Origin of the sequence: Hymenobacter sp. BT188, from assembly GCF_014333585.1 — a bacterium.
Lineage (GTDB): Bacteria > Bacteroidota > Bacteroidia > Cytophagales > Hymenobacteraceae > Hymenobacter.
In genome coordinates this window covers 236,226-249,200 of the sequence record NZ_JACSCW010000003.1, presented here as the reverse complement: position 1 = coordinate 249,200, position 12,975 = coordinate 236,226, and the positions used below count along the sequence as shown (strand labels likewise).

The following is a 12,975-nucleotide window of genomic DNA, read 5'->3' as shown; positions in this document are numbered from 1 at the left end:
TAGCAATATCTGTCAGAAGATAATTGCAAGCCCTCAACGGAAACAGGAACGAATATGTTACATAGCTTAGTATTTATTCGAACAAAAAGCCTCTGTTCCACCTATTCAATACATACCTAACGCGTTCACAAAGCAGATTTTACGATTTATGAAAGTATTTTAAAAATGCAGATTATTTCACGTTTACCAGCTCCGATTTTATTAATTTAGACACTATGCGCCGGCCACCTCAGAGCACTCACTACTCAGGTATTTGCCCTCCAGACCCACCCTTAGCCAATGTGGCGCGGCTTAATTCTGCTTGCGGAAGAACACGTCGCCGCTGATGGACTCGAGGCGAATGGCCGGGCCGCTGCTGCCCAGCGTGCCGCGCACCTGGTAGCCCACGGGCGAGTTGTTCTTGTTACCATTCAAGGCAATATCCTGGTTGGTGTACACCTCACCGGTGATGGTTTTCATGGCTACTTCAGCGCCTTTTGCCGCAGGCCAGCTTACATCCACGAAGCCGCTTATAGATTTGGCTTCCAGTGGGCCATTCAGACCTTTTACCTCAATGTTGCCGCTAATGGTATTCACTTGAACAGTGGCGCTGGCGGGCACTTCTATCACGTAATCGATGCGGGCGCAGAGGCGATACGAGCCCTTACCATTATCACCCGTGTCGTTCCAGGTGCTGTATCCCTCGCCATTGGGGCAGTCGGCCTCTTTGCTGGTACGCAGCATCTCTTTATCGAACGCCGACTTTACTTTCACCTCCTCGCCTTGCGTGTTCAGGGTCAGCAACAGAGCGTCGTTAAGCTTGTTATTGTTGATGGTAACCGAAGCGCGCACGGCCACTTCCTTACCGCTGCCGCCTTTGATCTGAATGCTGGAGGCCTGTTGCAGATCCAGCACCAGCCGCTGCTTCGAGCTCAGGGGGGCTTTTTTCTCGATTATTCTCTGGGCTTCGGCCGGGCTCGTGCCCAGAAGCAGGGCGCCCAGGGTCCCAAGTAGCAGGAACAGTTTCATGACAAAGCAGTGATTAGGATGGTGTAACTAATTGATATGTAGACAGAAATATTACTTGGCTTTGCGAACGAACACGTCGCCACTTATTGATTGCAGGGCTATTTTGGTACCGCCGCCGTTCACGGTGCCCTCCACGGTTTGGCCACCTACGCGGCGCAACCCGTCGTCATCGTTGCCTTTTTTACCCATGTTGATGTCGAAGTCGGTATAGACTTCACCCGAAATGGTGCGCAGCTGAAGCGTGGTTTTGCTGCTGGCCGGCATCGTAACATCTACCGCACCACTCACGCTGGAAATAGAGCTGGGAGATTTGCCCACCCCAGCGTAGCGCACGATAATGTCGCTGCTGATGCTGTTGGCTACAACTCCGCCGCCCATATTCAGGAGCTGCGCGTCGCCGTTCTTCATGTTCACTTCCAGGTCGCCCTGCAAGTCGGTTACTTTCAGGTTGCCGCTGCCAAATTGGGTTTGGGTAAACACCACCGCTGTTTGCCGCGGCACCCGAATTACGTAGTCAGTATCCTTGCGGGAGGCCTGTACTACACGCACAACATTGTCCTTTTCGGTTACTGAGAGGCCGATCCGGGTATTGTCTACGGCTGAATTGTACACAGGCCGCAGCCCTTCGGCGCGCTTTGGAGCAGGCTCAAAGCCGTTACCCCGAATGATGAGCTCATCGCCGTTGTAGCCTTCCAGCGTGACGTCGCTGCCGTTCATATCCAGCACGATTTTGTGGGCTTTGCCGCCGAGCTTAAGCTTGTATTCCTGGGCCCATGAGGCGGTACTGGCCGCTAGCAGGAAGATAAAAATGAGAAACAGGGTCTTTTTCATGACAAAGGGAGGTGGAGTAAAAAGGAATCGAACGCACCCGCAACCGCGACTTCCGGGGGGCTTTTTCAAGCCCGGTTCGTTGGGAAAATGAATTGAAAGAGAAATTTGAACTGTGTATTTATGTTGAGTTAAAAACGGCGGTCAGGCAGAGGCCGAAGCAGCTCGCGTGCAATGGTATTGTCATGCTGAGCTTGTCGAAGCATCTCTGCCGCTTCGTTGCAGTGCCATTGATTACTAATCAGTAGAGATGCTTCGACAAGCTCAGCATGACAGTTCCTACTTTATCGTCAGCGAGCGAGCTGCCTCACGCGGCTTGCCGTTGTGCTTTATATCTGTATCAACTGACCCAGCCCCGACTCTGCCTGCTGGCGCACGATGGGCAAGGCATCGCGCCGCTGCGACAAACGCTCCAGCTCAGGCACAGCGCGCCGTTCGCGCAGAGCTACCAGCAGCTCAATAAGCATGATCTGCACGTTGGGGTCGGTCTGAATAGTAAGAGATTGCACGAAGGCCTCTCCTACTCGTGGGTCGTCGCGGAGGCGATACAGCGCCTGCCCGGCGGCCAGTCGCACGTTGGTATTTGGGTCGAAGTTGAGCGTGTTGATGAGTGCCTGCACCGTTGGGTCGGCACTGCCCTCCGTTCCACCAGCCATCTCATTTACCAGCTGAATCCGGTCGCTGGCAGAGAGGGAAGGCGCCGCAGGATTTACCTTGAGCGCACGAAAGCGTGGGTCGGCTGTAGTCTCAGTCGTGGTGATGCCGGCAACATCAGCTCCCATTGGCCGCCACAGATTGCCCAGCAGCACACCCGTAGCCAGTAGCAGGAGGCTTGCAGCAATCCGCAGCCACCACATGCCTGACTGCTCCGATGTAGCAGGCTCTAAGCGTATTACTTTCGCCTCGTCCCCTACCGATTCGGGCTTCACCAGTGCCGCTTTTTCCCGCTCAAGTGCAGCCATAAAGTTGACGCGCAGCGCTAGCGGAGGACTTACGGGCTCGGCTGCTTCAAATTTGCCCCCCAGCTCCTGCAACTGAGCTACACGCTCCTGGCAGCGAGGGCAGTTAGCTAGGTGAGCCGCCATCCGGGCCGTTTGCTCCGGGGGCAGGCTGTGCTCGGCATAGTCCACCAACAGGTCGGCTACGTCGAGGCATTCGGAGGATGAAGGCGTGCTATTCATGGTCGTTAGTTGAAATAAATGGTGCGCAAGGCTTGTAAGGCCCGGTGCGCTTTTACTTTGGCCGCGCCCGCCGTGCAGCCCAGCATGTCTGCTATTTCTTCGTAGCTGAAGCCCTGGAAGCGGTGCAGCACCAGGATTTCGTGCTGAGCAGGCGGCAGCATAGCCATAGCCTCGTGCAAATCCTGCTCGCGGTCCACAGCGGCCGTGTGGCGGAAGGCGGCTCCGCACAATGCCCCCTTGCGCTCCACTTCCACCACGTCGGTCGTGCGCATTTTTTGGTTGCGCTGCCAGTGGTCGGTGTGCACATTGCGGGCCAGTTGGTAAGCCCAAGCCCGGAAGGGCTGCCCCGGCCGATAGCTGGCCCGGTACTTCAGCAGGCGCTCAAACACGGTTTGCGTGAGGTCCTGACTGGTTTCGTAGTCGCTGGTAAGGCGGTAGAGGAAGTTGAACAGTGGCCCCTGATAGCGCTCGAACAACGGCACCACCTGGTCGAGGTCGTCGGCCTGAACGGCTGCCATTAGTTCTTCGTCGCTTCTGGTTTCCACCGCGTGAGTTTTGGAGTTGGATTGCAGCGAGTACCGGGAGATCGGGCAATCGTTACAAGGGTATTGAAATATTTTTTCGGCAAGGCAAAAGATAGCTGAAACCTCAGCATAATGCGGACGATTACCCTGTTACTTATTCAGCCAAGACTTCTATCACCAAAGCACAAAAAAGCCCCCCGCTGTACAGGAGTTATAGTGGGGGGCTTTTTTTGTAGACGTAGCTCGATGATGCCTGAAATGATTATCAGGGTCAAAGCCGAACAGTAGGACCTGTCTGCTTATCTGAAATATATACTCGCAAAAAAGCCTGGTTCCTCACGGAACCAGGCTTCAGGCTAGTCTACTGAAAAAGGCTACTTAGTCTTTTCTGTTTTCTCCTTGATTTTCATCTTCTTACCATTATCCGTTTTCATCTTCCGCTTGGCCTTTTTGTCGGTAGCAGGAGCTTCTTCGGGGGCCGCGGGCGCTACCACGTTGTAGGAAGCGGACATATCTGCTTTGACGGGGGTGCCATCCAGGTCCAGCTCGATGACCTCGTAGCCTAGCTTCTGGAGTTCGGGCAGTTGCTGCTTGTCGCCGGTTACCACCAGCACCATGCTTTCTAAGGGCAGGTATTTCTCGGCGCTGGCCTTCACGTCTTCCTTGGTCAGATTCTGCAAGATCTCGGTCTGCTTTTTCAAGTAGTCCGGGCTCAGATCATACTCGAGCATGCGGCTTAGGAACGCCGCTTTCTGCTGCCCCGTCTCGTAGAGACGCGCATCGCGCTGCCCTACCGACGACTTCAGGAATGCCAACTCTTCGTCCGTAACACCACTCTTGCGATAGGAGTCGATTTCTTTCACGAACTCCTTGACGGAGGCAGCCGTCGCATCGGCGCGCACTCCAGCGGAGGCCGTAAACGGTCCGGCATAGCGGCTGCCGGCGTACCCCGAGCGGGCGCCATAGGTGTAGCCTTTGTCCTCGCGTAGGTTCAGGTTGATGCGCGAGTTGAAGGCACCGCCCAGCACGTAGTTCGAGAGGTCTGCCTTATAGTAATCGCCGGTCGCGTCGTAGGGCAGGGCCAAATAGCCGATGCGAATTTCCGACTGAGCTGCGCCGTCCTTGTTCACAAAATACAGCTTGGTCTTATCGGGCTTAGAGGCCACGGTCACCGCCGGCAAGGTCACTTCTTTGCGGCTCCAGTTCTCCAGGAAGCCCAGCTTCGAGACCAGCGTTTGCTGCTCCACGTCGCCAACTGCCACTAAGTGGGAGATATTGGGCGCGTAATACTTGGCGTAAAACTGCTTCACATCCTCCAGGGTGATGTTCTGCACCGAATTCTGGGTACCGCTGGTCGGGATGCTCATGATATCGTCCGCCCCGTAGAGCAGACGACTGTACGTCTTATTAGCGATAGTAACTGGCTGTGTATTCTGGTTCGCAATGTTTTCCAGGGTCTGCTTCTTGATCCGGGCGAAGTCAGCCGCATCGAAGCGGGGGCGCATCAGGCGCTCCTCTACCAAGGCCATCGTCTGATCCAGGTTTTTGGTCAAGGACTGCACATATACCGTCGTGTTGTCATCACCCGGAATTACCTGCACCGTGCTGCCCAGGCGGTCGAGGGCGGCGGTGAACTCTTCGCCTGAGTATTTCTGCGAGCCTTCATTGAGCATGGCCGCCGTGAGCGAAGCAATGCCCGCTTTGGTGCGGTCGGCTTGCTCTAAGCGGTGCCCGCCGCGAATGGTTAACTGCAGCGTGACGGACGGAATCTCCGTGTTGCGGGTGCCCATCACGCGCAGGCCATTCTTGAACTGCTCCTGCCACACGGCCGGCACTTGTACCACCGGATTCGCGCCACCTTTCGGCTGCTTACTGCGGTCAAACGTATCCTTCGCTTTGACGTACGTTAGGCCTTGGTAAACATCGGCCGGGGCCTGAAATCCTTCTTTCGAGACCGTGTAGTTATCGGCCTTCGCTAGCAGGTTGGGCGCAGTTTTTGGCACTACGCTTACTAGCACCGCTTTTTTGCCTTTGATATACTGGTTGTAGACGCGTACCACATCCGCTTTGGTGAGCGCGCGCAGACGTTTGAGTTCCTCGGTCAACCGGTTCGGGTTGCCGGTGTAGGTCTGGTAGGCGGCTAGCTGCGACACCTTGCCGCTCACGCTGGCCAGGCTATTAACGACCTGCGCTTCCGTGCTGGACTTGAACCGCTGCACCTGCTCGTCCGTGACGCCGGTTCTCTCGAATTCGGCTAGGGTCTGCCGCACAATCACCTCCATGCTATCAAGCCCTTTACCCGGAAAGCTGCGGGCAAGAATCAGAAATTCACCGGATAGCTCCGAGGGACGGCTGATAGTCTGAGCCAACACCGCTTTCTGGTTTTTCACTAGGTTCTTATACAGCAAGGAGTTTTTGCCCTGCCCCATGATTTCGGACAACGCATCCAGTGCCGTTTCGTCGGGGTGATACTGGGGCACCGTCGGAAATACCATGACCAGCTGCGGAAAACGCACATTGTCCTCATAGCTCACGTAGCGGTCAGCAGTGAGCTTGGGGGCGGGCAGCTTCACGTTCTCTACGGCCGGACCGCGATTAATAGAGCCAAAGTACTTCTCGACCAGTTTCACTACTTCGGCCGGTTTCACATCCCCGCCCACCGTAAGGGTCGCATTATTAGGACCGTACCAGCGCAGGAAAAAGTTTTTCAAATCATTTACGTCCGAGCGGTCCAGGTCTTCCAAGTAGCCAATGACGTCCCAGGAATAGGGGTGCCCATATGGGTAGAGCGCTTTATACATCGTTTCCCACGTTCTACCATAAGGCACGTTGTCTACCCCTTGGCCCCGTTCGTTTTTCACGGTCGAGCGCTGCACCTCAAACTTTGGCTGGGTGACGGCATCAAGCAAGAAGCCCATGCGGTCAGCTTCCAGCCAGAGAGCGGTTTCTAGCTGATTGTTCGGGACGGTCTCAAAATAATTGGTCCGGTCGCGGTTGGTAGTACCGTTGAGAGTGCCGCCTGACGCCGTCACGGTTTTGAAGTGTTGCTCGTCGGCCACGTTGTCGGAGCCCTGGAACATCATGTGCTCAAAGAAGTGAGCAAAGCCCGACTTACCGATGGATTCGCGGGCCGAGCCCACGTGGTACGTTACGTCGACGTGTACCAGCGGGTCGCTGTGATCTTCGTGCACGAGCAACGTCAGGCCGTTGGGCAGCACGTATTTTTCGTAGGGAATAACCAGTTCCGAGCCCTTGCGGGAGACTTTCTCGACCAGCTTGGTACCCCCGGGGGCGGGAGCTGGCTTGGTGGTTTTCTTCGGGGCGGGGGTTTGTTGAGCCACGGCAGGGGGCAGAGCCAGGGCTAGGCCGAGGCCCAGCAGCCACACGGATTTGGGGCGCATAAATAGTACGTTCTACGAGTAGTGAGAAAGGGGTGAGGCGAGGCAATACGAGCAACCGGGAAGGCAGGCACATATTCCCATCCAATAATACCTGTTTTTTATCATATTTTAGGCTAACTATTCTATTGGAGAAAAAGAATGCTTTGCCCGCAGTTTATCCCAGCCCATAGCTGCTGCCAACCACTCACTTTTTTTCCCGGTTGAGCAGTGCCGCCGCCAGTATTGTTCTTTCTATTGATACTGTATCCCAGCGAGTCCGCACAAGCCGATGAGCGTATATGGTCCGAGTAACGGCTCTATGTAGGGATTTGAAAAACGTTTCATTTGTGGTGGTACCGCGTTAGGCGGCTATTCCCCTCTCCTGCTTCATTTTTTCATAAAAAAGCCCCCCAACTGTAACCGCGCTACAGATGGGGGGCTTTTCCGAAAAAGAGGATGTTATGATCCGCCGGCCCGGCGCTTCTCATCCTCGGCGCCACCTTGCCGGCGACGCGTAGGGGCTAGCTTGTCATTGCCAAAACGATAGGTGAAGGAAAGCGTAGCCACGCGCGAATCCTGGCGCTGGTAGAAGCGCTCCACGTAGTTATCGTAGGCCGAAACGGCGCGCACTCTATTCGTGTAGAATAAGTCCGTCACGTTCAGCTTGATGTTGCCCTTCCGGTCCCACACCGATTTCTGCACGCCTAGCGATACTTGCCCATTGGGCTTCACGCGCAGGAAGCCATACTGCTCACCTGACTGAAAGCGAGTATTCAATTCTGCCCCCCAGCCTTTGTCAAACGTGAAAGTGCTGTTGCTGGTGATATTAAACGCGGGCCGACCTTTATCGAGCGAGGTGCCGGCCAAGTCGCCAATGAAACGGCTGTAATAGAATACGGCGTTGTTGTATATCTGCCACCATTTCTTGACTTCCAAAGGAGCCGTCAGCGTCAGAGCATAGTAGTCTTGGCGGCTCAGGTTTACGCCAGTTGATATAACGGTCGAGTCCGTTTCGGGCTGCACTACGCCAATAATAGGTTTATCAGTGCGGCTATAGCTGAGCGTGCTGGTAAATTTCTGCTTGAAGGTGTGCGACAACTCCACGTTGTAGCTGGTTTCGGGCAGCAGATTAGGATTGCCCGCTCCCGAAGTAGTCGGGTTGATAATGATCCGGAAGGGGTTAAGCTGGCCGTAGGAGGGTCGGTTAATACGTCGGCTCAAGGTCAGATTCACCTCATTTTTGTCGTTGAGGGTGCGCTTTATAGCCGCACTGGGAAAGAGCTGAGCGTAGTTGCGCCGGAACGAGCTGTCGCCAACCACTTGGCGACCAATGGCCTTCGTTTGCTCCACGCGCAGGCCCGCCTGCAAGGTGGTTTTGGCTAAAGTCCGATTCAGATTCAGGTAAGCTGCGCCAATATTTTCCTCGTATTTGAAGCGGTTTGTGCGGTTGAGATCAATCGTAGTCAAACTGCCTTCGGTGTTCCTAAACACCACATCATTATCGGAGGTAACTCGGCTGATTTTGGCGCCGGCCTCCAGCCGCGTTTTGCGGGGCAGGGGCTGTATATAGTCCGCCTTCGCCGACATGATGGCCAAATCGCCTTCCTGATCACCAACAAGTAAATTGCTAGTACGCTCCTGTAGTAAGTATTCGGTGCGCTGCTCCTGCAAACGGTCGAGGGTGTAGCGAGCATAGTCTACGTCGGCAGTCAGCTCGCCGCTGTTTGCCGAGTCGGCAAAAGTATGCTTGAAGTTCAGATTAGCTGTGCCATTTGCCGACCGAAAATCCCGATTAGTATTGGCATTATATACATCGGCAATAGTACCTGTGCCATCAAAAAGAGTGGTTTGGTTGCGCGCGAGCCCAGGACCTTTGTTGGACAAGCCGCTAAAAGCCGCCCCCACCACGGTGCGCTCCGAGAAGTTGTAGTCAAAGCCCATCCGGCCGCTGTGCGTCTTCGACTGGCTGATACTACTGTTTTGCTGGTCGCTGCTGCCGATAAGCACTTGGCTGCCCGTGCTGTTATCGAAGAAATCCCGGTAAATATCCAGTTTACCCAAGCCTTCACGGTCTGAGTAGGTATAGCTACCAAACGTATTCAAGCTCTTACGCCGACTATTAAGCGAAAAGCCCCCCGTAAACTTATCGTACTGGCTGCGGCCGTAGCTGGCATTCACGGAGCCGTTGGTGCCCTGGCGCTGGTCTTTTTTGAGGTTGATGGCGATGATGCCGGCCCCGCCCTGAGCGTCGTATTTGGCTGGGGGGTTCGTTATTAATTCAATGCTTTTCAGTTGGTCAGCGGGCAACGCGCGCAGGTAGTCGGCTAGCTCGGTTCCCGTCATGGGCTGGCGCTTGCCATCGATGAGCACCAATACGCCCTGCCGGCCCCGCAAAGCTAGGTTGTCGCTGCCGTCCACGGTTACGCCGGGGGCCCGGTTGAGCACATCGAGCGTGGTGTTGCCGGCGGCCAGCGTCGAGCCTTCCACGTTCACTACGGTACGGTCTGCCAGACGCTCGTACAAGGGTTTTTGCCCAATTACCGTTACTTCCTTCAGCGCCGTAGCCTGACTGGATTTCAGTACCAAAGCCGGCAGCGTGTAGTTCTCCGTCGTCACCTCAAACGGCCCCGACCACGTCCGCACAAACCCTACCTGCGCCGCCGATACTAAGTAGCGCCCCTGGGCGGCCTGCTCGAAGCGAAAAGCCCCCTGCGCATCGCTGAATTCCGTTTTGACCATGGCAGAGTCGGCGGCGCGGTGCAGCGTGACGGTGGCGTACTCAATACCCGTACCTGCATCGGCGCTACGGACAGTACCGCTCACGCGGCTCTGAGCCGTGGCGCTAAAGCCGACAAGCAAGCATGGCAGAAGAAGGTAAAAAACGCGCTTTGCAGCCGGTAAGCGCAGATAAAGAAGAAAGGTTAGCATGGATATAGGGAGAAAAGTATGGGCACAATGAGAAGCGTGACCATTTTGGCCACGGTATTTACAGGCAAGAATTAGGAGGGTGGCTTACAGAGAAGCCGGGGGGCAAAGTAGCCTGATCAGGCAGGCGGAGGACGATAGCTTGTATACATAAAGACCGACTTTACTGAGCTGAAGAGCTTTTGGCAACAGGCCGAAGTTTTTCGGCAGGTGATGGTTGAGTTGCGTTCTCAAGTGCTGTCTGAGGAGGCAGGCAATTGGTATAGATGCGCTCCAAGCCCTGCCGCATCTGGTCCAAGCTGGTTTCGCTTAGGCCTTCCAGGGCGGTGGCCCGGTTGCTGAGTACCACTGGCTGCACGGCTACCAGTGTGTCGTGGCCAGCTACGGTTACCCGCAGTTGGGTGCGCCGACCATCATTGGGCAATGGCTCTGCTCCTATCAGGCCGCGCTTCAGCAGCAGGGCAATGATGCGGGCCACCGATGCCTGATCTTTAAATACCCGGTCGGCAATGTCGGCTTGGGTTAAATCATTGTGCTCCTCAATCACGCGCAGCACCAGCCACTGGTCTACGGTGATGTCGATACCGGCCCGGTCAATGTTGGCTTGCGCGAACTTGCGGTATTGCCGGATGGCCCGGTCGAGGGAATAAAAGAGGATTTCGTTTAGCATCACGAAAGATTTCGTACTACAGACTATGACATATCATCGAAGTTGCACACAAACGAAATAATTTTTAATGATATATCATAATGATTGCTGAGAGGAAGAAGCCACCCGAAATAATTTTCCTCATTGGAACAACCTGCCTATCATGATTCCATCTTTATCGTATTCCGGCTTCATATATGTTGTAGCTTAATTCTTCGTACCTTATTGCTAAGCGTACTGATCAGCTTTTCACCTGGCTTTCCTCTGTTTCTTACTCGCTCTGCCATGCTTTCTACCCGCGCTATTGCTACTTACAGCACCGTTTTGCTACTCGGCATTTCTGGTTTAACGGCCTTCAACTCCCCCCCTTCGTGGCTAAGGTCGGGTAGCGTGCAGGTGGACAATCCGAAGGATGAGGTGCTACTGAAAACGCTGGTGCAGGGCTTGAGCGAAGCGCACTACCAGCCCCAGCTCATCGACGACAAGTTCTCGCAGCGGGTATTTGATTTGTATCTGAAGCGCCTCGATTCGGGTCATCGCTTTCTGCTGCAAGCCGATGTGCAGCAACTCCGCAAGTATCAGAATGCGCTTGATGATGAGTTGAAGCAAGGCAACCATCCTTTTCTGGACCTGAGCACCAAATTGATTGAGCAGCGCATCGCGGAAACCCAAACGATGTACCGTGAGCTGCTGGCCAATCCTTTCGATCTGACCGTAGCGGAGTCGTTTGAAACGGACCCCGACAAGCTTGATTACCCAGTCGATGCCGCTGCCCGCCGCGACTATTGGCACCGGTTGCTCAAGTATCAGACGCTGGTTCAGGTATCGGAAATGATGGACGAGCAAGCTAAAAAAGCCGAAAAGCCGTTGGCGTCGAAGCAAGCTGGCCCTGTAACTAAGCGCACCGAAGCCGAGCTGGAAGCGGATGCTCGCAAGCGCGTATTGAAGTATTATGATGAGTGGTTCAATGACGTAAAGCAAACCGACGCTGCCGACCGCCTGGCCCTCTACGCTTCCTCTCTCACGAACGCCTATGACCCGCACACCGAATATTTTGCCCCCCAGGACAAAGACAACTTTGATATTGCGCTCACGGGCCGCCTCGAAGGCACCGGGGCTTTACTCAATGAGAAAGACGGCCAGATTTTGGTAGCGGATATTGTGCCCGGCAGCGCCGCTTATCGGCAGGGCGAGCTCAAAACCGGCGACATCATCCTGCGTGTGGCCCAAGGCGATGCGGAACCAGTTGATATCAGTGGGATGCGCCGGGATAAAGTAGTGAAGCTGATTCGGGGCAAGAAAGGCACGGAAGTGCGCCTAACGGTGCGCAAGCCCGATGCCAGCACCCACGTTATCAGCATTATCCGCGACGTGGTCATTATCGAAGAAACCTATGCTCAGTCGGCGGTGGTGAATGAAGGCGAGCGCAAAATCGGCTACATTCTACTGCCCAGCTTCTATGCCGATTTCAACCATAATGGCGGCCGCAGCTCGGCCACCGATGTAAAGAAAGAGTTGGAAAAGCTGAAGAAAGCAGGTGTGCAGGGCGTCGTACTCGATTTGCGCTTTAATGGCGGCGGCTCTTTGCAGGATGCGGTAGAAATGGCGGGCTTATTCGTGAAAACCGGCCCAATGGTGCAGATAAAAAGCCGGCAGCGGGCCGCCCAGATTATCGGCGACCCCGACAATGATGTGCAGTACGAAGGCCCGTTGGTAGTGCTAGTAAACAAGTACAGCGCCTCGGCTTCCGAGATTCTGGCCGCTGCTATCCAGGATTATAAGCGGGGACTTATTCTGGGCAACACCACTTATGGCAAAGGTACCGTGCAGCAGATGTTCGATTTAGATCAGGTGCTGCCCGCCACCTTTAACAGCTTGAAGCCCTTCGGCTCGCTGAAGCTGACGATACAGAAATACTATCGCATCAATGGCGGCTCCACGCAGTTCAAAGGCGTGACACCGGATGTAGTGGTGCCGGATGCTTACAGCACGCTTGGTGATGGCGAAAAAGATACCGAGTACCCATTGCCTTGGGACGAAATTGCGCCTGCTCCTTATAAGACGTGGTCAGGGGCTGCTTCTCTGCCGCAGCTGGCGGCCGCCAGTAATAACCGCGTAGCCACCAGCCCAGGCTTAAAACTCATCACCGAATCGGTGGAGCGGATGCAGAAGCGAAAGAACGACACCAAGGTTTCGCTGAATCTGGCGGGCTACCGGGCCGAGCAGGAACTGACGCGAGCCGCTTCCGATAAGTACACGGAGTCGCAAAAGCTGCTGCCAGCCCTAGAAATTGCCCCCCTCACGGCCGCAGCTACCACTTCTGCTGCCGATACCACGTTGATTAACCGCGCTGCTCGCTTTGTGAAGCCGCTGCGTAAGGATCTGGCCCTGCGCGAAGCCGTGGCGGTAATCAAAGATGCCTTGTAGAGACACATATTTGTGTCTCGTCGTTGAACAACAATGGGCGCGCGGTTCGGGCC

At 55.0% G+C, this 12,975-nt stretch carries 8 protein-coding genes; 1 reads left to right on the top strand and 7 read right to left on the bottom strand.

Annotated elements, in window-relative coordinates:
* Positions 1-291: 291 nt before the first annotated feature.
* From H8B13_RS09175 to H8B13_RS09145, 7 genes are all read right to left on the bottom strand, one after another.
* Positions 292-1,008 (bottom strand): hypothetical protein, encoded by a 717-nt coding sequence (locus tag H8B13_RS09175; RefSeq protein WP_187310508.1) that lies wholly within the window; start codon positions 1,006-1,008, stop codon positions 292-294.
* Positions 1,009-1,059: 51 nt separating this feature from the next.
* Positions 1,060-1,839, bottom strand: a complete 780-nt coding sequence (locus H8B13_RS09170) for a DUF4097 family beta strand repeat-containing protein (RefSeq protein WP_187310507.1) — start codon at positions 1,837-1,839, stop codon at positions 1,060-1,062.
* Between the two features lie 326 nt (positions 1,840-2,165).
* Complete coding sequence (locus tag H8B13_RS09165) at positions 2,166-3,017, bottom strand: zf-HC2 domain-containing protein (RefSeq protein ID WP_187310506.1); 852 nt, start codon at positions 3,015-3,017, stop codon at positions 2,166-2,168.
* 5 nt (positions 3,018-3,022) lie between these two features.
* Positions 3,023-3,562 (bottom strand): RNA polymerase sigma factor, encoded by a 540-nt coding sequence (locus tag H8B13_RS09160; RefSeq protein ID WP_187310505.1) that lies wholly within the window; start codon positions 3,560-3,562, stop codon positions 3,023-3,025.
* Between the two features lie 353 nt (positions 3,563-3,915).
* Positions 3,916-6,942, bottom strand: coding sequence for a M16 family metallopeptidase (locus H8B13_RS09155; protein ID WP_187310504.1), 3,027 nt, complete (start codon positions 6,940-6,942; stop codon positions 3,916-3,918).
* A gap of 438 nt (positions 6,943-7,380) precedes the next feature.
* Positions 7,381-9,849 (bottom strand): TonB-dependent receptor, encoded by a 2,469-nt coding sequence (locus H8B13_RS09150; RefSeq protein WP_187310503.1) that lies wholly within the window; start codon positions 9,847-9,849, stop codon positions 7,381-7,383.
* Between the two features lie 160 nt (positions 9,850-10,009).
* On the bottom strand, positions 10,010-10,516 hold the full coding sequence (locus H8B13_RS09145) for a MarR family winged helix-turn-helix transcriptional regulator (protein ID WP_187310502.1): 507 nt from the start codon (positions 10,514-10,516) through the stop codon (positions 10,010-10,012).
* 264 nt (positions 10,517-10,780) lie between these two features.
* On the opposite strand from H8B13_RS09145, the gene H8B13_RS09140 reads away from it, so the two are divergent.
* Entirely contained in the window at positions 10,781-12,922 is a 2,142-nt protein-coding gene (locus H8B13_RS09140; protein ID WP_187310501.1) for a carboxy terminal-processing peptidase, read from the top strand.
* Positions 12,923-12,975: the final 53 nt, after the last annotated feature.